The organism is Nonlabens tegetincola, from assembly GCF_002954355.1.
GTDB lineage: Bacteria > Bacteroidota > Bacteroidia > Flavobacteriales > Flavobacteriaceae > Nonlabens > Nonlabens tegetincola.
Map to the genome: position 1 here is coordinate 1 of NZ_MQVV01000016.1, position 21,921 is coordinate 21,921.

Genomic DNA, 21,921 nt, shown 5'->3' on the forward strand with positions numbered 1-21,921 from the left:
TAGGTAAAAGTACCGTCTGTGTTTTCAGCATCTCTGTAAGCGTTTCTAAGTTAGTAACATCATGATGGTGTCATTACCAGCTTCATCGGTGTAGGTTACTGTCCCGTTAGTGTTTTCCACTAATGCCAGTAACAGTTTCATTGATAGTAAATGCCGAACCATCCTCATCGGTATACGTAGCAATGGTATTAGCATCACCAGCGGTTACTTCAGCATCTGTATTACCAGCAGCTTGAGCAAGTAGGGTAAGCGTTTCTAGGTTAGAGATATCGATAATAGTATTACACCATCTTAATCGGTATAGGTAAAAGTACCGTCTGTGTTTTCAGCAATCTCTGTAAGCGTTTCTAAGTTAGTAACATCAATGATGGTGTCATTACCAGCTTCATCGGTGTAGGTTACTGTCCCGTTAGTGTTTTCTACTAATGCAGTAACAGTTTCATTGATAGTAAATGCCGACCATCTCATCGGTATACGTAGCAATGGTATTAGCATCACCAGCGGTTACTTCAGCATCTGTATTACCAGCAGCTTGAGCAAGTAGGGTAAGCGTTTCTAGGTTAGAGATATCGATAAAGTATCTACACCATCTTCATCGGTATAGGTAAAAGTACCGTCTGTGTTTTCAGCAATCTTCTGTAAGCGTTTCTAAGTTAGTAACATCAATGATGGTGTCATTACAAGCTTCATCGGTGTAAGTTACTGTCCCGTTAGTGTTTTCTACTAATGCAGTAACGGTTTCATTGATAGTAAATGCCGAACCATCCTCATCGGTATACGTAGCAATGGTATTAGCATCACCAGCGGTTACTTCAGCATCTGTATTACCAGCAGCTTGAGCAAGTAGGGTAAGCGTTTCTAGGTTAGAGATATCGATAATAGTATCTACACCATCTTCATCGGTATAGGTAAAAAGTACCGTCTGTGTTTTCAGCAATCTCTGTAAGCGTTTCTAAGTTAGTAACATCAATGATGGTGTCATTACCAGCTTCATCGGTGTAGGTTACTGTTCCGTTAGTGTTTTCCACTAATGCAGTAACAGTTTCATTGATAGTAAATGCCGAACCTCCTCATCGGTATACGTAGCAATGGTATTAGCATCACAGCGGTTACTTCAGCATCTGTATTACCAGCAGCTTGAGCAAGTAGGGTAAGCGTTTCTAGGTTAGAGATATCGATAATAGTATCTACACCATCTTCATCGGTATAGGTAAAAGTACGTCTGTGTTTTCAGCAATCTCTGTAAGCGTTTCTAAGTTAGTAACATCAATGATGGTGTCATTACCAGCTTCATCGGTGTAGGTTCTGTCCCGTTAGTGTTTTCTACTAATGCAGTAACAGTTTCATTGATAGTAAATGCCGAACCATCCTCATCGGTATACGTAGCAATGGTATTAGCATCACCAGCGGTTACTTCAGCATCTGTATTACCAGCAGCTTGAGCAAGTAGAGTAAGCGTTTCTAGGTTAGAGATATCGATAATAGTATCTACACCATCTTCATCGGTATAGGTAAAAGTACCGTCTGTGTTTTCAGCAATCTCTGTAAGCGTTTCTAAGTTAGTAACATCAATGATGGTGTCATTACCAGCTTCATCGGTGTAGGTTACTGTCCCGTTAGTGTTTTCTACTAATGCAGTAACGGTTTCATTGATAGTAAATGCCGAACCATCCTCATCGGTACGTAGCAATGGTATTAGCATCACCAGCGGTTACTTCAGCATCTGTATTACCAGCAGCTTGAGCAAGTAGGGTAAGCGTTTCTAGGTTAGAGATATCGATAATAGTATCTACACCATCTTCATCGGTATAGGTAAAAGTACCGTCTGTGTTTTCAGCAATCTCTGTAAGCGTTTCTAAGTTAGTAACATCAATGATGGTGTCATTACCAGCTTCATCGGTGTAGGTTACTGTTCCGTTAGTGTTTTCTACTATGCAGTAACAGTTTCATTGATAGTAAATGCCGAACATCCTCATCGGTATACGTAGCAATGGTATTAGCATCACCAGCGGTACTTCAGCATCTGTATTACCAGCAGCTTGAGCAAGTAGGGTAAGCGTTTCTAGGTTAGAGATATCGATAATAGTATCTACACCATCTTCATCGGTATAGGTAAAAGTACCGTCTGTGTTTTCAGCAATCTCTGTAAGCGTTTCTAAGTTAGTAACATCAATGATGGTGTCATTACCAGCTTCATCGGTGTAGGTTACTGTCCCGTTAGTGTTTTCCACTAATGCAGTAACAGTTTCATTGATAGTAAATGCCGAACCATCCTCATCGGTATACGTAGCAATGGTATTAGCATCACCAGCGGTTACTTCAGCATCTGTATTACCAGCAGCTTGAGCAAGTAGGGTAAGCGTTTCTAGGTTAGAGATATCGATAATAGTATCTACACCATCTTCATCAGTATAGGTAAAAGTACCGTCTGTGTTTTCAGCAATCTCTGTAAGCGTTTCTAAGTTAGTAACATCAATGATGGTGTCATTACCAGCTTCATCGGTGTAGGTTACTGTCCGTTAGTGTTTTTCTACTAATGCAGTAACGGTTTCATTGATAGTAAATGCCGAACCATCCTCATCGGTATACGTAGCAATGGTATTAGCATTACCAGCGGTTACTTCAGCATCTGTATTACCAGCAGCTTGAGCAAGTAGGGTAAGCGTTTCTAGGTTAGAGATATCGATAATAGTATCTACACCATCTTCATCGGTATAGGTAAAAGTACCGTCTGTGTTTTCAGCAATCTCTGTAAGCGTTTCTAAGTTAGTAACATCAATGATGGTGTCATTACCAGCTTCATCGGTGTAGGTTACTGTCCCGTTAGTGTTTTCTACTAATGCAGTAACAGTTTCATTGATAGTAAATGCCGAACCATCCTCATCGGTATACGTAGCAATGGTATTAGCATCACCAGCGGTTACTTCAGCATCTGTATTACCAGTAGCTTGAGCAAGTAGGGTAAGCGTTTCTAGGTTAGAGATATCGATAATAGTATCTACACCATCTTCATCGGTATAGGTAAAAGTACCGTCTGTGTTTTCAGCAATCTCTGTAAGCGTTTCTAAGTTAGTAACATCAATGATGGTGTCATTACCAGCTTCATCGGTGTAGGTTACTGTCCCGTTAGTGTTTTCCACTAATGCAGTAACAGTTTCATTGATAGTAAATGCCGAACCATCCTCATCGGTATACGTAGCAATGGTATTAGCATCACCAGCGGTTACTTCAGCATCTGTATTACCAGCAGCTTGAGCAAGTAGAGTAAGCGTTTCTAGGTTAGAGATATCGATAATAGTATCTACACCATCTTCATCAGTATAGGTAAAAGTACCGTCTGTGTTTTCAGCAATCTCTGTAAGCGTTTCTAAGTTAGTAACATCAATGATGGTGTCATTACCAGCTTCATCGGTGTAGGTTACTGTCCCGTTAGTGTTTTCCACTAATGCAGTAACAGTTTCATTGATAGTAAATGCCGAACCATCCTCATCGGTATACGTAGCAATGGTATTAGCATCACCAGCGGTTACTTCAGCATCTGTATTACCAGCAGCTTGAGCAAGTAGAGTAAGCGTTTCTAGGTTAGAGATATCGATAATAGTATCTACACCATCTTCATCAGTATAGGTAAAAGTACCGTCTGTGTTTTCAGCAATCTCTGTAAGCGTTTCTAAGTTAGTAACATCAATGATGGTGTCATTACCAGCTTCATCGGTGTAGGTTACTGTCCCGTTAGTGTTTTCCACTAATGCAGTAACAGTTTCATTGATAGTAAATGCCGAACCATCCTCATCGGTATACGTAGCAATGGTATTAGCATCACCAGCGGTTACTTCAGCATCTGTATTACCAGCAGCTTGAGCAAGTAGGGTAAGCGTTTCTAGGTTAGAGATATCGATAATAGTATCTACACCATCTTCATCAGTATAGGTAAAAGTACCGTCTGTGTTTTCAGCAATCTCTGTAAGCGTTTCTAAGTTAGTAACATCAATGATGGTAGTGTCACCATCTTCATCGGTATAGGTAAAAGTACCATCAGTGTTTTCAACAATAGTGGTTAAAGTCTCTAGGTTTTGTACTAAAGCTGTAAGATCAAGCTGAGTTACCACACCATCCTCATCGGTGTAATCGATGTTAATATTATCAGGATTCAGCGCGATAGAAGTCAGTGTTTCCAGATTGGTAACATCAATAACGTTAGTGCCGCCATCTTCATCAGTATAGGTAAAAGTACCATCAGTGTTTTCAACAATAGTGGTTAAAGTCTCTAGGTTTTGTACTAAAGCTGTAAGATCAAGTTGAGTAACCACACCATCCTCATCGGTGTAATCGATGTTAGTATTATCAGCATTTAACGCAATAGAGGTAAGCGTTTCTAGATTGGTAACATCAATAACTGTAGTACCACCGTCTTCATCAGTATAGGTAAAAGTACCGTCAGTGTTTTCAACAATAGTGGTTAAAGTTTCTAGGTTTTGTACTAAAGCTGTAAGATCAAGCTGAGTAACCACACCATCCTCATCGGTGTAATCGATGTTAGTATCATCAGCATTTAACGCGATAGAGGTAAGTGTTTCCAGATTCGTTACATCAATAACGGTAGTACCACCATCTTCATCGGTATAGGTAAAAGTACCGTCAGTGTTTTCAACAATAGTGGTTAAAGTTTCTAAGTTTTGTACTAAAGCTGTAAGATCAAGCTGAGTTACCACACCATCCTCATCGGTGTAATCGATGTTAGTATCATCAGCATTCAACGCGATAGAGGTAAGTGTTTCTAGATTCGTTACATCAATAACAGTAGTACCACCATCTTCATCGGTATAGGTAAACGTACCGTCTGTGTTTTCAACTAAAGTGGTTAAAGTTTCTAGGTTTTGTACTAAAGCTGTAAGATCAAGCTGAGTAACCACACCATCCTCATCGGTGTAATCGATGTTAGTATCATCAGCATTTAACGCGATAGAGGTAAGTGTTTCCAGATTCGTTACATCAATAACGGTAGTACCACCATCTTCATCGGTATAGGTAAAAGTACCATCAGTGTTTTCAACGATAGTGGTTAAAGTCTCTAGGTTTTGTACTAAAGCTGTAAGATCAAGCTGAGTAACCACACCATCTTCATCGGTGTAGTCGATGTTAGTATCATCAGGATTCAGCGCGATAGAAGTCAGTGTTTCCAGATTAGTAACATCAATAACAGTAGTACCACCATCTTCATCGGTATAGGTAAACGTACCGTCTGTGTTTTCAACGATAGTGGTTAAAGTTTCTAAGTTCTGTACTAAAGCTGTAAGATCAAGCTGAGTTACCACACCATCCTCATCGGTGTAATCGATGTTAGTATTATCAGGATTCAGCGCGATAGAAGTCAGTGTTTCCAGATTAGTAACATCAATAACTGTAGTACCACCATCTTCATCAGTATAGGTAAAAGTACCGTCAGTGTTTTCAACAATAGTGGTTAAAGTCTCTAGGTTTTGTACTAAAGCCGTAAGATCAAGCTGAGTAACTACACCATCCTCATCGGTGTAATCGATGTTAGTATCATCAGCATTCAACGCGATAGAGGTAAGTGTTTCTAGATTGGTAACATCAATAACAGTAGTACCACCATCTTCATCGGTATAGGTAAAAGTACCATCAGTGTTTTCAACGATAGTGGTTAAAGTCTCTAGGTTTTGTACTAAAGCCGTAAGATCAAGCTGAGTAACTACACCATCCTCATCGGTGTAATCGATGTTAGTATCATCAGCATTCAACGCGATAGAGGTAAGTGTTTCTAGATTGGTAACATCAATAACAGTAGTACCACCATCTTCATCGGTATAGGTAAAAGTACCATCTGTGTTTTCAACGATAGTGGTTAAAGTTTCTAAGTTTTGTACAACATTGGTTAAATTAATAGTAGTAATTACGCCGTCTTCATCACTATACTCCAAGGCTGTTTCACTTGCATTAAGGCCTAGGGAAGTGACAGTTTCCAAGAAAGTAGTGTCTATTATAGTTTGCGTGCCAGTTTCATCTGTATAGGTATAAGTACCATTACCATTGTCAGTAAGAGTAGAGATACTCGTATCTGCAATAGTGACAATATTTCCATTTGCATCACTGAAAGTGTAAGTACCATCTGCGTTATCAATTAATCCAATACTTCTAGTTGCCGTATTCAATTCATCAATAGCATCTTGTACGTTCAATGCACTCAAACCTGATGTAACATTATTGTAGGGATCAGAGCTTGCACTGGTATCAATAACAACAGTACCTCCGTTGATATTTGTAAAAGTATAACTACCGTCATTGTTATCTGTCAAAGTTCCTCCAATACAAAGACTTTCCCAGTTTCCAGACCTATATTGATACAAACAATTTTCGGTAGAATTGTATACGATAGCACCGTTAAGCGGTGTAATCGCATTCATCTCGGCAGTTGTCACCCGTGTAACAACAAGTACATTGGATGTACTTTCCAATTCTAGAATCGAAAAAGGATCAATACTATTTGGATTGTCACCAATTTTTACTTGTGAAGTGGCGTAAAGTGAACCTAAAAAAATGAAAAAATAAACTAGGGATTTCATATCTTCTCTTTGAATTACATACGAAAATATCTAGCATAAAGTTTTTTCTAGTAATTAAATATCACAATTGTTTAACAATCGTTAAAAGGAATTTTTCTCTGATTAAAAGCTCTTTTTGTAGAGTATTTTTTAAAGAATTGATTGTTTGTGTTAACTATGAGTTTTCCTATTTATGCTTTCGCGAAAGCGTAAAATCAAAAAACCCGAGTACAAACTCGGGTTAAATAATTTGTGATAATTTATATTATACACTAATCTTATCTTCTTGATTACGGAAAATCAAGTGGTCATCAAATTGATCAATTAAAACAATACTTTCAGTACTAATTTCTCCAGAGAGTATTTTCTTAGACAATTCATTCATGATCTCTTTTTGAATGACTCTTTTTACTGGTCGTGCACCATATTGAGGATCAAATCCTTTAATAGCTAATAAATTGATAGCTTGATCTGTGGCGTCAACTGTAATTCCTTGTTTTGCAAGCAATTTAGTTACACTCTTCAATTGTAATTTTACAATTTCTTTAATTTCAGCTTTTGTAAGTGGTGTAAACATGACGATATCATCAATTCTATTGATAAATTCAGGTCTTACTTGTTTTTTGAGAGCTTGAAGAACTTCATTTTTGGTTTGATCGATTAATTGTTCATCAATCACATTTGCGTTTTCAAATTTATCCTGTATAGCGTGGGCACCCATGTTTGATGTCATAATGATTATGGCGTTTTTAAAATCGGCTACTCTACCTTTATTATCAGTAAGTCTACCTTCATCTAGGACTTGCAATAGTATATTAAAAGTATCTGGATGAGCTTTTTCAATTTCATCTAAAAGAATTACTGAATAAGGTTTACGTCTTACTGCTTCAGTGAGCTGTCCTCCTTCATCATATCCCACATATCCAGGAGGAGCACCCACAAGTCTGCTTACGCTATGGCGTTCTTGATATTCACTCATATCGATTCGTGTCATGGCGTTTTCATCATTGAATAGAAACTCGGCCAAAGCTTTAGCAAGTTCAGTTTTTCCTACACCAGTTGTTCCTAAAAATAGAAAAGAACCTACTGGTTTACGTTGATCTTGTAAACCTGCTCGACTGCGACGCACTGCATCACTCACAGCTTCGACAGCTTCATTTTGTCCTACAACTCGTTTATTTAATTCAGTTTCTAGGTTGAGTAGTTTTTCTCTTTCACTTTGAAGCATCCTTGTCACCGGTATTCCTGTCCATCTAGCAACCACCTCTGCAATGTCATCATATGTTACTTCTTCTTGAATTAGGGCTTGAGAACTGTCTTGTAGCGCAGCTTGTTCTTGAAGTTTTACCAGTTGTTCTTGTGCTTCCTTGATTTTTCCATAACGTAATTCTGCTACTTTTCCATAGTTTCCTTCTCTTTCTGCACGTTCTGCTTCCAATTTATAATTCTCAATATCTGATTTAAGATTTTGTATAGCATCAATTACAGATTTTTCATTTTCCCATTGAGCATTGAGCTCATTTCTAGATTCTTTTAAAATGGACAATTCAGAGTTCAGTGACTTAAGTTTGACTTCATCATTTTCTCTTTTGATTGCCTCAATTTCTATTTCCAACTGCATAATTTTGCGATCGAGAACATCCAATTCTTCTGGTTTTGAATTGATTTCCATTCTTAATCTAGCTGCAGATTCATCTATTAGGTCTATAGCTTTATCTGGAAGAAACCTATTTGTAATATATCGTTGTGATAGCTCTACAGCACCAATAATAGCATCATCTTTTATTTGTACTTTATGATGTGCTTCATACTTATCCTTGATACCTCTTAAGATCGAAATAGCACTTTCTGTGTCCGGTTCATCAACAGTAACTTTTTGAAAGCGACGTTCCAAAGCTTTATCCTTTTCAAAATATTTTTGATATTCATCAAGGGTTGTCGCTCCAATAGCTCTCAATTCTCCTCTGGCTAGTGCAGGTTTTAAAATATTGGCAGCATCCATTGCTCCATCGCCACCACCAGCACCTACCAGAGTATGTATTTCATCAATAAACAATACAATATCACCGCTACTTTGCGTAACCTCTTTCACAACTGATTTTAAACGCTCTTCAAATTCACCTTTATACTTTGCACCAGCTATTAAGGCACCCATGTCTAAAGAAAATATTTGTTTTTCTTTGAGATTTTCAGGCACATCACCAGCCACTATACGATGAGCAAGTCCTTCTGCAATAGCAGTTTTACCTACTCCTGGTTCTCCGATTAACATCGGATTATTTTTGGTTCTTCTAGAAAGTATTTGAAGAATTCTTCTTATCTCTTCATCACGACCTATTACGGGATCTAATTTTCCTTTATCAGCGAGATCGTTCAAATTCTTGGCATATTTACTAAGACTTTGATAGGTCTCCTCGGCACTGGATGAAGTCACTCGGTTTCCGTTTCTTAACGACTCAATTGCAGCCTTTAAATCTTTTGCATTGATACCTTGATCTTTCAGTATCCTTGATACCGTTCCTGAACCTTCAAATATGGCTAATAATAAATGTTCAATAGAAACATATTCATCATTCATTTTACCAGCGATAGAAATAGCATTGTTTAGTGTACTTGCCGTATCTCTCGAAAATTGTAAGTTTCCTCCGGTTACCGTTGATAGAGATTCTAATTGCTTGTCTATTAATTGACTAATTATGGATAATTGAACACCTAATTTTTGAAAAATAAAAGGAAGGACATTCTCATCTACAAGTTGAATGCCCTTAAATAAATGTTCGTTTAATATACTTGGGTGTTGAGCCTCTTGCGCAATTTGTTGAGCTTGTTGTATCGCTTCTTGAGACTTTATAGTTAATTTATTTAAATTCATATTATTCATTTTTATTCCTACATTAGCAACTGTTGTACCTTGTTTAATTCTTGACAAAAAGACATTAATTACTGAGTTTAACAAGACATTTTGTCTGATTTAAGTTATTGATAATACGATCATTATTGAACAAGAACTATATTTGTAGCAGTTTAATAACCTATTTACATGGGAATTTTTGATAAATTTTTCAAATCACAAAGAGATATTGCCAAGGATGAAATTACTGGAATTCCTTGGGACTCTCTTGAATCAGTAGATCAATTAGATAATGTAATTCGCAATTCTAGATTAAAGCCTAAAGTTATTTTTAAACATAGTACGCGTTGTGGTATTTCAAGGATGGTTCTTAAGAATTTTGAAAATAATTATGTCAAAAATGATGTAGATGTAAGTTATTATTATCTTGATCTGCTCCAGTTTAGAGAAGTGAGTAATGCTATTGCTCAAAAACTTAATGTAGTACATCAAAGTCCTCAAGTAATCGTACTTTATCAAGAAGAGGTTTTACACAACGAATCTCATCATGGTATCGATATTAAAAAAGTACAAGAAATAGTTGCTAATAAAAAATAAACCTACCTATGAGTTGGAATAGAACAATAATACTGGCCGGTCTTTTTCTATTGTTATCTTGTAAAACAAATGTTTTTACAGGTAAAAAGACTTTAAATTTTATGTCAAACTCGCAATTGTTTCCAATGGCTTTTGCTCAATATGACGATTTTTTAAATCAAAATAATGTAGTTACAGGAACCTCTGAGGCAAAGATGATTGAAGATGTAGGTAATAAAATTAGAATTGCTGCACAACGATGGTTATCAGCTCTAGGAGAAGAAGCTTATTTAAAGGACTACAAATGGGAATATAATCTAGTTAAGGACGAAACCGTAAATGCCTGGTGTATGCCTGGTGGTAAAATTGTGTTTTATACTGGTATTTTACCAATCTGTCAAGGGGAAAGCGGTGTTGCAGTAGTAATGGGACATGAAGTAGCACATGCACTTGCAGATCACGGTGCGCAACGTATGAGTGCAGCTCAGGTACAAGCGCTTGGTGCGGTAGGTGTTGCTGTTGGGTCACAAGTTGCAGGAGCAAATCAACAAACTCAACAAATTTTGAATCAAGCTTATGGTTTAGGTTCTCAATTAGGAGGAATGTTACCGTTCTCAAGATCTCATGAAACTGAAGCTGATAAAATAGGTCTTTATCTTTCTGCTATAGCAGGATACGATCCATATGAGGCTCCAGAATTATGGAAACGCATGAAAGCGGCTAGTGGTGGACAAGCTCCACCAGAATTTCTAAGTACACATCCATCTAACGATAGTCGAATAGAATTTCTTAATCAACTTGCTCCTAAAGCAAAAGAAGAAGCAAAAAAATACGGAGTTACTTCATTCAAGTAATTTTGAATCTTTACTTTTAAGGCGCTCATAAAAGAGCGCCTTTTTTTATGAAACCAACTTTACCAAAGGGTCACAAAAAACTTATAAAGGCCTGGGCATTCTATGACTGGGCAAACTCAGTTTATTCACTGGTTATAGCGAGCGCTATTTTTCCAATTTTCTACAGCTATATAAGTACTAAAGCTTATGAACAAGGCAACGTTCCTGATTTATTAAAATCAGTGACCAATGAAAATATCATTATTATAACAACGGCAATTGCCTTTTTAATAGTTTCTATAATATCACCTATACTTTCAGGAATAGCCGATTATTCTGGTAAAAAGAAAAGGTTTTTACAGTTTTTCTGTTATTTAGGAGCTTTAAGTTGTTGTGGATTAGCATGGTTTAGTTTTGATTATCTATATGTAAGTTTACTTCTATACTTGCTAGCACTGGTAGGTTTTTGGGGATCACTAGTATTTTACAATTCCTATTTACCAGATATTGCTCACCCAGAACAACAAGATGCTGCAAGCGCCAAAGGTTTTTCTTATGGCTATATAGGTAGTGTGATCTTACTATTACTGTGTCTAGCGCTCATACAAGGTGGCTTTTACCCAGAAGAAGGTATTCTAGGTCTAGATGCACCACGACTTTCCTTTGTCCTCACTGGTCTTTGGTGGATAGGATTTGCTCAATATACTTATGCATACCTTCCGTTAGGAACAAAAAAGGATACCTCTCAAGTTAAAAACATTTTTACTAATGGATTTAAAGAGCTCAGGAAAATCTGGAATCAATTAGATCATCTAGGACAATTGAAAAGATTTTTAGGAGCTTTTTTTATTTACAGTATGGCTGTACAAACTGTAATGTTAATCGCAACTTATTTTGGAACTGAAGAAGTTCTTTGGCCTATAAATGAGGAGACAGGGGAACGTGATGGCACACTAGGATTAATTGTAAGTATTTTGTTAATACAACTTATTGCTATTCCCGGTGCGTGGTTGGCTAGTAAGCTTTCGCGAAAGCATGGAAATATAAAAACTTTAATGGTCATTAATATTTTATGGGTGTGTATATGTATTTACGGTTATTTTGTATACACACCTTTACAATTTTATGTTACCGCAGGATTTGTAGGGTTAGTAATGGGATCAATTCAAAGTTTGTCGAGGAGTACCTACTCAAAAATGATTCCTGAAAATACGATTGATACAGCCTCCTTTTTTAGTTTCTATGATGTTTCAGAGAAAATCGGAATTGTGATTGGAATGGGTATTTTTGCATTGGTAAATCAGTACACGGGCAGCATGAGAGAAAGTATATTATTTCTAGTTGCTTTTTTTTCCATTGGAGTAGTGCTGCTTTATCGAACAGGAAAAATTAAGTAAAACCGTTTAGGTTACAAATAAAAAGCCGTCTAGTAAAGTACTAGACGGCTTTTTATTTAATTATAAGGAATGCTATCTTTTTTCTACATCGCCACTTCCTATGATAGAAGTTTTAACCTTACTGGATTTTCCATCATACACAATATCACCACTACCGGCAATACTTGCATTAATGGTACCTCCATTACAATAAACACTTATGTCACCACTTCCTGCGATACTAGCGTCAATATTATTGGCTCTTAGACCGAACCCTTCAATATCACCGCTACCAGCTACACTAGCATCTAGATTTTCAGTACGGCCTTTTAAAATTATATCACCACTACCAGCAACATTTACTTCTAGGTTTCTTGATTCAGTTTCAACTTCTATATTACCAGATCCAGCAACACTTATTTCCATATTAGATGATTTTAAAACAAGTTCTGAATGAATATCGCCACTACCTGCCAGTGATAAAGCTTCAATTTCTTGAACAGGTACTGTAACATAGATTCCCTTGCGAGTACTCACATTATATCCATCCTCAATACCAATTTTTAATCTACCGCCTTTCACCTCGATCTCTATATGTTCCATGATATTAGACTCGGCCTTTACTTCAATGGAGCCTTCTTTTCCAGCAACTAATGTTACATCAATGCTATTTCTTACATTGACCTTGTCATAATCACCTACTTCAAAGGTTTTTGAAATGACCTCACCGTTTCCTTTAATTTTATCTTTTCCCCACCATTGAGCCTGAGATAATTGTACGCTTAAAAGGGCTATAAAAAGTAATGTTATATGTTTCATGATTTTTGGATTTAATTAATTGATTTTAAGTGATACTCCACCAAAACTACTGTTGATATTGATGGTACTGCTAGCGCTAGAGCTACCGTAATGTCCTGCTTTTGATTTATCGGTCATATCTTTATTAGATCTGGTTGTTATGATATCATTGGACAGATTGATCCCAGCAAACTCGGTATCGATATCAAAGGTGAATGATGCATCTTTATTTACACCTACATCCACTTTGGTATATTCTGCTCTTAGGATTGCTTCTTTAAAATTTCTCCCTAATTCTCTAATTCTTGCACTCCCAAATTCTGTATTCAAATTGACATACTCTGACACATTATCAATTTTTACGGTAGAATAATCACCGCGACCTGTGACCGTTCTTACAGATTCTATTTGAACAGTTGTAAAGTCATTACGAAAATTCAATTGATCCACCTCACCAAACTTTCCTGTAGTGTAATCACCACTAAATTCAATTTTGTCCGCCTTTTCAAGTTCAAATCCGCTGAAATCTGCTCTAATAGTAGCTGACTTGATATAATCAAAGTGACAGTTTTTAGAATAATCAAATTTGAGTAAGTTGTCCTCGTGATGAAGGTTTCCTATATCAATTCTCCCAAAATCACATTGAATTTTTGCATGTCCAAATAAGTCATCAATTTCAACGTTACCGTAGTCATTTGCGATGTCAATATCTGCGGTTTTGGGTAATTTTATGATATAATCAATTTTCATATTTGTCACTCTGTTACTATTACTACTAAACAAGGCATTCCAAATGCTCGAACTTTGATTTCGATTACTAAAATCGGCATCGGTCCTTGCGATTACTCTAGAGCTACTTGTATCAAAATCTACATTGATCTCTCTTAATTTCTCTACAACATCATCTTCGTCGTCGCCACTTACTTCAACTACGACTTTGATGTCTATTTGCGCTTTATCCCATGTTGTCATTGAAACGTTTCCAAAACTGTTCTCTACCTGGAGCATACAGGTTTTGTTAACCGGGAATGATTTATTAAGGGTTTTTGTCTTGGTGTACTTACCTTTATCAGGACCAGCTAAAGCTACTACTGGTACCATAAGTAAGAATACTATATTAAATAATGTTTTCATTTTCTTTTTCTAGTTTGAGTTCTTCGAGTTGTTTAATTTGCTCACGAGCTATTTCAAGTACTTGTATTCTATTTTGAAAGTTTTCTATCATCGCTGCGATGACAACTTTACTATCCTTATTTATTCTATAATCCTGCTTGATTTCTTCATACTGTAGTTCTAGCTTTTCAATAGCAGCTAGCGCCTCTTCAATAATTACCGCATTTTCTGCAGTACGTAACGTATTAAGTTGTTCTAGTTCATTTTTAATCGTACTAGAGAAAAACGTTTGAGTTTGCGCAATCTCTGGCGACACTTCTGTAACAGTTGTATCGGTAGACGTCATTTTTAAACCTGCTATTCCTAGTAAAACTGCTAGAGTAGCAGCAGCACTCCATTTTAGAATTTTTGATAAAGAAAAAGTGTTATCCTTATCACCATCCTTATCTATAGGTAATGGAATTACCTTTGTTTCCTCATCACATAACTCTTCTAGTTTTTCAAGAAAAGCTTCTCTATGACCATTAGGCAATGGTGTGGTGTCAAAATCTTGCTGTTGAAACCAGCTCTTCATATCATCCTTCATATTCCTCAATTTTGTTTCTTAAACTTTGTTTTGCACGAGATATCATCGTTCTACATTGTCCATTTGAAAGGCCTAGAATCTCACATATCTCTTCATTATCCATTCCTTCAATCAAGCTTAGAGTAAGTACTTGTCTATAATTTTCTTTTAGTTCACTCATAATTTCCAGTACTTTCCTAGCGGTCATTCCGGCTTGTTCCATATCAATCCCTGTATCATCTGGTTGTTGTTCCATTTCATATGATACTTCTTCATAATCTATAGTAGGCATTTTTCCTGCTTTACGCAGGTGAGACAAACTGTTATTAATTACAATCCTTTTTAACCAGCTACCATAGGTACTTTCTCTATTCCATTGATTCATTTTTCTAAAAGCTGATATCATACTTTCTTGCATAATATCTTGCGCTAGATCAGTTTGTTGTACAATGCGCAGTGCAACATGATACATACCGTATGCATACTGGTCGTACAACTTCATTTGTGCTCTACGATCGCCTTGCTCGCACAAGTCATAAATGGATATTTCTGTTTCTGTTAAAGTCACTTGGTCAGTGTTACGTTATAAAGATGCTACTTTTTTAAGTGTGTTACAGTAAGTGGCAAGAAATTTGAAAATTATATCAGAAAAAAGACCCTTTTCCCTTCTTTCGATGTAAGGTTACACTTGATTAATTAGGTCAATATAGTTGTTTTACAGTTAGTTGTGGTTTGGGATTGCGCTTTCGCGAAAGCGGAGAAAAAAATATTTAAATTAAACGTACAGGCAGCCCTATGACAGGTTGTCTACCTAAATGTTATTATGTTTAAACCTAAAAAATTCAATATAGACAACTTGTCATTGCAAGAATTTGATCAAGATGCGGAATTTATCCCGTTATTGAGTCAGGAAGATGAAGAGGAGATGGATAGAGAATCTATTCCAGAAGTACTTCCAATTTTACCGTTGCGTAATATGGTATTATTTCCTGGGGTTGTAATTCCAATTACCGCTGGTCGTGACAAATCTATTCAGTTATTACAAGACGCAAATCGTAACAACAATCCTATAGGTGTTGTAGCTCAAAAAGACGAGGAAATTGAAGATCCTACTTTTGAAGATTTACACAAAACAGGTGTTGTAGCCCGTATACTTAAGGTGTTCAAAATGCCTGATGGTAATACAACGGTCATTATTCAAGGTAAAAAACGCTTTGAGATAGATACTCTCGTTAAAACCGAGCCTTATATGGAAGCTAGTACCAGACCTACCGGTGATACTAGACCAGAAAAAGGAGATAAGGAATTTGAAGCAATTATTGACAAGATTAAAGAATCTTCACTAGAGATAATTAAGGGAAGTCCTAATATTCCATCAGAGGCGACTTTTGCTATTAAAAATATCGAGTCTGATTCGTTTTTAGTGAATTTTGTGTCTTCTAATATGAATCTTAAGGTAGGAGAGAAGCAGCAGTTGCTAGAGATGGATGATCTTAAGGAACGAGCTCTTGAAACTTTAAGATATATGAATATTGAGCTTCAAAAACTGGAGCTTAAAAACGACATTCAATCTAAGGTTCAAAGTGATATAAATAAACAACAGCGAGAATATTTTCTTCATCAACAAATGAAGACCATTCAAGAAGAATTGGGTGGTGGAGTGAGCTCACATCAAGAAATTGATGATATGCGCCAGCGTGCTAAGAAGAAGAAGTGGGATGATAAGGTAAAAGAGCACTTTGATAAGGAGTTGGCCAAAATGCAACGTATGAATCCTCAAGTTGCAGAATACTCTATTCAACGCAACTATCTAGACCTTTTCCTTGAGTTACCATGGAATGAATTTAGTAAAGATAATTTTGACCTAAAGAGAGCGATGAAAATTTTAGATCGCGATCATTATGGTCTAGATGACGTTAAAAAACGTATTATAGAATATCTAGCAGTACTTAAATTGCGTAATGACATGAAATCTCCAATTTTGTGTTTATACGGTCCTCCAGGTGTTGGTAAAACTTCACTAGGTAAATCTATTGCAGAAGCTTTAGGCCGTGAATACGTAAGAATGTCTCTGGGTGGTTTGCGTGATGAAGCGGAAATTAGAGGTCATAGAAAAACCTATATTGGTGCCATGCCTGGTAGAATTATTCAAAGTATCAAAAAGGCCAAAACCTCAAATCCAGTTTTTGTTCTTGATGAAATTGATAAGTTAAGTAGCAGTCATAATGGTGATCCATCAAGTGCTATGCTCGAGGTATTAGATCCAGAACAAAACAGTGAGTTCTACGATAACTTCCTGGAAATGGGTTATGACCTGAGTAAGGTGATGTTTATAGCTACTTGTAATAGTTTAAATACTATTCAACCAGCTTTACGTGATAGGATGGAAATAATCAATGTTACTGGTTATACCATTGAAGAAAAAGTAGAAATAGGAAAACAACACTTACTTCCTAAACAACTTAAAGAACACGGACTTAATAAAGAGCATTTAAAATTAGGTAAACCACAGATTGAAAAAATCGTTGAAGGTTATACTCGTGAAAGTGGTGTACGTACTCTTGATAAGCAAATTGCAAAAATGGTACGCTATGCTGCAAAAAGTATTGCCATGGAAGACGATTACGACATCAAGGTTTCAAACGATACTATTATAGAGGTTTTGGGTTCTCCAAAACTTCTACGAGATAAGTATGAAAATAATGATGTTGCTGGTGTAGTGACTGGACTAGCATGGACAAGAGTAGGTGGTGATATTTTATTCATTGAATCCATATTAAGTAAGGGTAAAGGACAACTATCGATCACAGGTAACCTAGGAAAGGTTATGAAAGAAAGCGCCACTATTGCCATGGAATATATTAAATCAAATGCCGATCAATTAGGAATTAATCCAGAGGTATTTGAGAAGTATAATGTTCACATTCACGTACCAGAAGGTGCAACACCAAAAGATGGTCCTAGTGCTGGTATTACGATGTTAACCTCTCTAGTGTCTTTATTTACGCAGCGCAAAGTGAAAAAAAGCATTGCGATGACAGGTGAAATTACTTTGAGAGGAAAAGTGCTACCTGTTGGTGGAATTAAAGAGAAAATTCTAGCAGCTAAACGTGCTAAGATTAAAGAGATCTTACTTTGCGAGCAAAACCGCAGGGATATTGAAGAAATAAAGGAAGAGTACTTAAAGGGATTGACGTTCCATTTTGTGTCTGATATGAGTCAAGTACTTGAATTAGCTATTACTAAACAGAAGGTTAAAAACGCTAAGAAGTTGTAAGCAAGTTTATATTTAAAAAAAATAGCCGCTTTAAAAGCGGCTATTTTTTTGTAATTATTTTTTTATCAATCCGATTTCAACTAATCTTTGATGTAGAAATTCACCAGCAGTAATATCATCATACTGTTTTGGATTATTATCATCGATACATTCTTCAAGACAATCTAAAGGCATTTCACTTCTAGGATGCATAAAGAATGGTATGCTATAGCGGCTAGTATGCCATAACTCTCTTGGAGGATTAACTACTCTATGTATAGTAGATCGCAACTTATTGTTAGTATGTCTTTCCAACATATCGCCTACATTGATAACAAGTTCATCCTCACCTGCGATTGCATCTATCCAACGACCGTCTTTATGTTTTACTTGCAAACCTGGTGCACTAGCACCCATAAGTAGGGTTATTAAATTAATATCGCCGTGTGCGCCAGCACGCACTGCGTTATCTGGCTCTTCGGTAATTGGTGGATAATGTATAGGTCTTAAAATCGAATTCCCATTACTAGCCCAGTGGTCAAAGTAGTTTTCTTGTTTACCAATATACAAGGCAAGTGCACGTAATACATAGATACCGGTTTTTTCTAGCATTCTGTATGCCTGCATTCCAACTTCATTAAAATGAGGAAGTTCTTTGACCTGAACGTTGTCAGGATATTCTTCCGTTAAATTGGCATCGGCAGCAGGTTCTTGTCCAAAGTGCCAGAACTCTTTTAAATCTCCTTCTTTCTTTCCTTTAGCATGTTCTTTTCCAAAAGAAACATAACCACGTTGTCCACCTAAGTCCTCGCGTTCATATCCTTTTTTTACATCCGTAGGAAGTTTAAAAAACTTCTCCACCTCATTATATAACTTCTCTGTAAGTTCATCATCTAAAAAATGATTTTTTAAGGAAACAAAACCTATTTCCTCATAAGCATTTCCTATTTCTGTGATAAACTTCTTTTTTCTTACGGGATCATCGCTTAAAAAATCAGCTAGATCTACACTAGGAATATTTGTCATGTCTTAAATTATTAAAATTGTATAAATGCTCCCAATTGTACCTCATTATTTGTTAGAATCGGAGCAAATTGAATAGTATAGCTTTTCTTTGACTGGCTAGAGTATTCAACTTTATTTTTATCCTTAAATATAATATTCTTTATCATAGGATATAACCAATATCCTAATTTTGTTGAAAGAATTCCTATTCCAGCACCAGCAAGAACATCATTGAACCAGTGTTTGTCATTATAGATTCTCAAAAAACCAGTGAGAGTGGCTATTGAATAACCACCTATACTAAACCATATGCTGCGGTGACCGTATTCTTGATGTAAAAACTCTGCACCCATAAACGTGAGCGCCGTATGGCCAGAAGGAAATGTACTAACTGATCTACCACTAGGTCGGCGAGCGCTTATATTATTTTTAGTTATCCTTACGCTAGAATACATGAATAATCCAGACACTAAAAGAACACCTGTTTTGTTTTTCCAATCGTATCGACCTTTATATCCTGCAAATTCCAAACCATAAGCACTGGCTATTCCTACGGCAGGCAGGTAATCGTCCACTGTTATTTTTGAACCATCTGGTTTAAGAGACTCTCTTATTTCAACACTTAAATCTCTAATAGGACCCTTTCTTATACCAAAAGCACCAGAGGCAATTAAAAAGGTAGGTAACAATAAGGACTCATGTTTAAATTCTAAAGGCTCATTTAAATTTAAACCGTAATCAGATTGTTGACCGTAAATTTTTGGAAAAATAAACAGTGCAACCACTACATATAAAAGAAGGTGTTTCTTCATAAATCGAGGTCAAAAATAACACACCTATTTTATTCTATAAACAAAAGCTTTTTGAAATCGATTTCGTTACATTTGATTTAAGAAATATTGTAACCTTTCTCTCATGAACGGAGTTTTAAGCAGCCCAAAGACTTTAACCGATTTATTTAAAAACGAATTACCTGATTACAAGCAAATTGAATTATATAAAAGCATGTTGTTACCTCGAATGATTGAGGAGAAGATGCTTATTTTGCTCAGACAAGGTAAAATTTCAAAGTGGTTTTCAGGAATTGGTCAAGAAGCTATTTCATGTGGTATTACACTTGCTATGCAGCAGGATGAGTATATTTTACCTATGCATCGTAATTTAGGTGTATTTACAAATAGGAATATACCGCTTTGGAAATTATTTGCTCAATGGCAAGGTAAGGTAGAAGGTTTTACAAAAGGAAGAGATCGCAGCTTTCACTTTGGCACACAAGAATACCACATAGTAGGAATGATATCTCATTTAGGACCTCAATTAGGAGTTGCCGATGGTATTGCACTAGCACAGAAACTTAAAAATACTTCAAAAGCCACCGCTGTATTTACTGGTGAAGGAGGAACAAGTGAAGGCGATTTTCATGAGGCACTCAATGTTGCAAGCGTTTGGCAATTACCTGTTTTATTTTGTGTAGAAAATAACGGGTATGGTTTAAGCACACCTACTCAAGAACAATACGCTTGTGAACATATAGCAGATCGTGGTCTAGGTTACGGTATAGAATCCCACATTATCGATGGAAATAACATTATAGAAGTATACACTACCGTAAGTCGTATTCTTGATGATATTAGAGAAAATCCTAGACCTATTTTATTAGAATTCAAAACATTTAGACGTCGTGGGCATGAAGAGGCTAGTGGTACAAAATATGTTCCAGAGGACTTAATGGCTTATTGGGAACAGCAAGATCCTGTTACGCGTTTTGAAGAATTCTTATTAAATCAAGGTATAATTACAATTGATCAAATAGAGGAAATAAAGCAACAATTTAAAACTGATATAAATGAAGGTTTAGACACCGCTTTCGCGAAAGCGTACCCAACACCATCCACGTTACAAGAAATTGATGACGTTTATAAACCACATGTATACAAAGAGATAGGACCTGAAAAATCAACACAAAATATCAGACTAGTTGATGCTATTAAAGATGGTCTGTTTGAAGGCATGAAAAGATATGAACACCTAGTTATCATGGGACAAGATATTGCGGATTACGGTGGAGTTTTCAAAATTACAGAAGGTTTTCTAAAAGAGTTTGGTTCTGGTAGAGTGCGTAACACGCCTATTTGTGAAAGTGCAATAGTAGAGGCAGGAATGGGATTGAGCATTGCTGGCATGAAGGCAGTTGTAGAAATGCAATTTGCCGATTTTGTGAGTAGTGGTTTTAATCCGATAGTTAATTATCTAGCAAAATCTCATTACAGATGGCAGCAAAATGCCGATGTTGTGGTACGCATGCCCTGTGGAGCTGGAGTAGGAGCAGGACCTTTTCACTCGCAAACTAACGAAAGTTGGTTCTTCACAACACCAGGTTTAAAAATCGTGTATCCAGCCTTCCCAATAGATGCCAAAGGATTACTAATAAGTGCTATAGAAGATCCCAATCCAGTGATGTTTTTTGAACATAAGGCGCTTTATAGATCAGTTTATCAGGACGTTCCAGATGGTTACTATAACCTTCCTATTGGAAAAGCTGCGCATTTATCACAAGGACAAGACATAAGTATTATTACCTATGGATTGGGTGTACATTGGGCTCTTGACGCTAAAAAAGAATTGGATGTTGATATAGACATCATAGATTTACGCAGTCTTGCACCTATCGATTATAATGCTGTTGAAAATTCGGTAAAACGTACAGGAAAAGTAATTGTTTTAGGAGAAGATAGTGCTGTAGGAAGTGTTATGAAAGACATAGCAGCACACATCGCCGATGTTTGTTTTGAGTATCTGGATGCTCCTGTGAAAGTTGTAGGAAGTTTAAATACTCCAATACCATTTGAAAAAGGGTTAGAGAATCAGTATCTAGCTAATTACAAGTTAGATGAAGTTATAAAAAATCTTCTGGAATATTAGCTTGAGAATAATATTATCCCTAATATTGTAAGTATCTAGCTAACAAATTATGGGGAAATGAAA

18 protein-coding genes are annotated in these 21,921 nt (G+C 36.4%); 5 read left to right on the forward strand and 13 right to left on the reverse strand.

The window, feature by feature from the left end; all coding sequences use genetic code 11:
- Positions 1-291: 291 nt before the first annotated feature.
- The 7 genes from BST93_RS14035 to clpB all read right to left on the reverse strand — a co-directional run bounded on the left by BST93_RS14035 (position 292) and on the right by clpB (position 9,435).
- Positions 292-495: a hypothetical protein gene (locus BST93_RS14035; RefSeq protein ID WP_146105002.1), complete on the reverse strand. Its 204-nt coding sequence runs from the start codon at positions 493-495 to the stop codon at positions 292-294.
- A 130-nt stretch (positions 496-625) separates the two neighbouring features.
- Entirely contained in the window at positions 626-937 is a 312-nt protein-coding gene (locus tag BST93_RS09355; RefSeq protein ID WP_105018965.1) for a hypothetical protein, read from the reverse strand.
- Positions 897-1,028 (reverse strand): hypothetical protein, encoded by a 132-nt coding sequence (locus BST93_RS14520; RefSeq protein WP_258150516.1) that lies wholly within the window; start codon positions 1,026-1,028, stop codon positions 897-899. Before BST93_RS14520 ends, BST93_RS09355 begins: the two co-directional genes overlap by 41 nt.
- Before the next feature lie 224 nt (positions 1,029-1,252).
- Complete coding sequence (locus BST93_RS09360; protein ID WP_105018966.1) at positions 1,253-1,702, reverse strand: hypothetical protein; 450 nt, start codon at positions 1,700-1,702, stop codon at positions 1,253-1,255.
- Positions 1,703-1,946: 244 nt separating this feature from the next.
- The gene (locus BST93_RS14200; RefSeq protein ID WP_105018967.1) at positions 1,947-2,231 is read right to left on the reverse strand and encodes a hypothetical protein; all 285 of its coding nucleotides are present in this window, start codon (positions 2,229-2,231) and stop codon (positions 1,947-1,949) included.
- 288 nt (positions 2,232-2,519) lie between these two features.
- On the reverse strand, positions 2,520-6,584 hold the full coding sequence (locus tag BST93_RS09370; protein WP_105018968.1) for a beta strand repeat-containing protein: 4,065 nt from the start codon (positions 6,582-6,584) through the stop codon (positions 2,520-2,522).
- Positions 6,585-6,828: 244 nt separating this feature from the next.
- Complete coding sequence (gene clpB / locus BST93_RS09375) at positions 6,829-9,435, reverse strand: ATP-dependent chaperone ClpB (RefSeq protein ID WP_105019269.1); 2,607 nt, start codon at positions 9,433-9,435, stop codon at positions 6,829-6,831.
- A gap of 168 nt (positions 9,436-9,603) precedes the next feature.
- Between clpB and ytxJ the strand changes: the two genes are divergently transcribed.
- From ytxJ to BST93_RS09390, 3 genes are read left to right on the forward strand one after another with little or no spacing between them, the layout of a single operon-like run.
- A complete protein-coding gene (gene ytxJ, locus BST93_RS09380; RefSeq protein ID WP_105018969.1) occupies positions 9,604-10,011 on the forward strand; it encodes a bacillithiol system redox-active protein YtxJ in 408 nt (135 codons plus the stop codon).
- 8 nt (positions 10,012-10,019) lie between these two features.
- The gene (locus BST93_RS09385; RefSeq protein WP_105018970.1) at positions 10,020-10,844 is read left to right on the forward strand and encodes a M48 family metallopeptidase; all 825 of its coding nucleotides are present in this window, start codon (positions 10,020-10,022) and stop codon (positions 10,842-10,844) included.
- Positions 10,845-10,891: 47 nt separating this feature from the next.
- The gene (locus BST93_RS09390; RefSeq protein WP_105018971.1) at positions 10,892-12,220 is read left to right on the forward strand and encodes an MFS transporter; all 1,329 of its coding nucleotides are present in this window, start codon (positions 10,892-10,894) and stop codon (positions 12,218-12,220) included.
- A 72-nt stretch (positions 12,221-12,292) separates the two neighbouring features.
- Here BST93_RS09390 and BST93_RS09395 read toward each other — a convergent pair whose 3' ends face one another.
- Genes BST93_RS09395 through BST93_RS09410 form a run of 4 tightly spaced genes read right to left on the reverse strand, consistent with a single transcriptional unit; the run spans position 12,293 to position 15,243 of the window.
- Positions 12,293-13,018 (reverse strand): head GIN domain-containing protein, encoded by a 726-nt coding sequence (locus BST93_RS09395; RefSeq protein WP_042280101.1) that lies wholly within the window; start codon positions 13,016-13,018, stop codon positions 12,293-12,295.
- Between the two features lie 15 nt (positions 13,019-13,033).
- A complete protein-coding gene (locus tag BST93_RS09400; RefSeq protein ID WP_105018972.1) occupies positions 13,034-14,131 on the reverse strand; it encodes a hypothetical protein in 1,098 nt (365 codons plus the stop codon).
- Positions 14,115-14,696, reverse strand: coding sequence for a hypothetical protein (locus BST93_RS09405; protein ID WP_105018973.1), 582 nt, complete (start codon positions 14,694-14,696; stop codon positions 14,115-14,117). The genes BST93_RS09400 and BST93_RS09405 overlap by 17 nt, the downstream gene beginning before the upstream one ends.
- Positions 14,686-15,243 (reverse strand): RNA polymerase sigma factor, encoded by a 558-nt coding sequence (locus BST93_RS09410; protein WP_258150517.1) that lies wholly within the window; start codon positions 15,241-15,243, stop codon positions 14,686-14,688. The genes BST93_RS09405 and BST93_RS09410 overlap by 11 nt, the downstream gene beginning before the upstream one ends.
- A gap of 255 nt (positions 15,244-15,498) precedes the next feature.
- Between BST93_RS09410 and lon the strand changes: the two genes are divergently transcribed.
- Positions 15,499-17,952 (forward strand): endopeptidase La, encoded by a 2,454-nt coding sequence (gene lon, locus BST93_RS09415; RefSeq protein WP_105018974.1) that lies wholly within the window; start codon positions 15,499-15,501, stop codon positions 17,950-17,952.
- A 54-nt stretch (positions 17,953-18,006) separates the two neighbouring features.
- Here lon and BST93_RS09420 read toward each other — a convergent pair whose 3' ends face one another.
- Together BST93_RS09420 and BST93_RS09425 are read right to left on the reverse strand one after the other, a co-directional pair.
- Positions 18,007-18,957 carry an isopenicillin N synthase family dioxygenase gene (locus BST93_RS09420; protein WP_060522524.1) on the reverse strand — a complete coding sequence of 317 codons (951 nt, stop codon included), beginning with the start codon at positions 18,955-18,957 and terminating at the stop codon, positions 18,007-18,009.
- An 11-nt stretch (positions 18,958-18,968) separates the two neighbouring features.
- Positions 18,969-19,748 (reverse strand): phosphatase PAP2 family protein, encoded by a 780-nt coding sequence (locus tag BST93_RS09425; protein WP_105018975.1) that lies wholly within the window; start codon positions 19,746-19,748, stop codon positions 18,969-18,971.
- Between the two features lie 103 nt (positions 19,749-19,851).
- Between BST93_RS09425 and BST93_RS09430 the strand changes: the two genes are divergently transcribed.
- Complete coding sequence (locus tag BST93_RS09430; protein ID WP_373420739.1) at positions 19,852-21,858, forward strand: alpha-ketoacid dehydrogenase subunit alpha/beta; 2,007 nt, start codon at positions 19,852-19,854, stop codon at positions 21,856-21,858.
- The last annotated feature ends 63 nt before the right edge of the window (positions 21,859-21,921 follow it).

What these genes read in the sequence shown, in the direction of transcription:
- ytxJ (WP_105018969.1), top strand. Translation starts at nt 9,604, where the DNA reads ATGGGAATTTTTGATAAATTTTTCAAATCACAAAGAGATATTGCCAAG.
- BST93_RS09370 (WP_105018968.1), bottom strand. Translation starts at nt 6,584, where the DNA reads ATGAAATCCCTAGTTTATTTTTTCATTTTTTTAGGTTCACTTTACGCC.
- BST93_RS09430 (WP_373420739.1), top strand. Translation starts at nt 19,852, where the DNA reads ATGAACGGAGTTTTAAGCAGCCCAAAGACTTTAACCGATTTATTTAAA.
- BST93_RS09385 (WP_105018970.1), top strand. Translation starts at nt 10,020, where the DNA reads ATGAGTTGGAATAGAACAATAATACTGGCCGGTCTTTTTCTATTGTTA.
- BST93_RS09425 (WP_105018975.1), bottom strand. Translation starts at nt 19,748, where the DNA reads ATGAAGAAACACCTTCTTTTATATGTAGTGGTTGCACTGTTTATTTTT.
- clpB (WP_105019269.1), bottom strand. Translation starts at nt 9,435, where the DNA reads ATGAATTTAAATAAATTAACTATAAAGTCTCAAGAAGCGATACAACAA.
- BST93_RS14035 (WP_146105002.1), bottom strand. Translation starts at nt 495, where the DNA reads ATGCTAATACCATTGCTACGTATACCGATGAGATGGTCGGCATTTACT.
- BST93_RS09390 (WP_105018971.1), top strand. Translation starts at nt 10,892, where the DNA reads ATGAAACCAACTTTACCAAAGGGTCACAAAAAACTTATAAAGGCCTGG.
- BST93_RS09420 (WP_060522524.1), bottom strand. Translation starts at nt 18,957, where the DNA reads ATGACAAATATTCCTAGTGTAGATCTAGCTGATTTTTTAAGCGATGAT.
- BST93_RS09360 (WP_105018966.1), bottom strand. Translation starts at nt 1,702, where the DNA reads ATGCTAATACCATTGCTACGTACCGATGAGGATGGTTCGGCATTTACT.
- BST93_RS09400 (WP_105018972.1), bottom strand. Translation starts at nt 14,131, where the DNA reads ATGAAAACATTATTTAATATAGTATTCTTACTTATGGTACCAGTAGTA.
- lon (WP_105018974.1), top strand. Translation starts at nt 15,499, where the DNA reads ATGTTTAAACCTAAAAAATTCAATATAGACAACTTGTCATTGCAAGAA.
- BST93_RS09395 (WP_042280101.1), bottom strand. Translation starts at nt 13,018, where the DNA reads ATGAAACATATAACATTACTTTTTATAGCCCTTTTAAGCGTACAATTA.
- BST93_RS09405 (WP_105018973.1), bottom strand. Translation starts at nt 14,696, where the DNA reads ATGAAGGATGATATGAAGAGCTGGTTTCAACAGCAAGATTTTGACACC.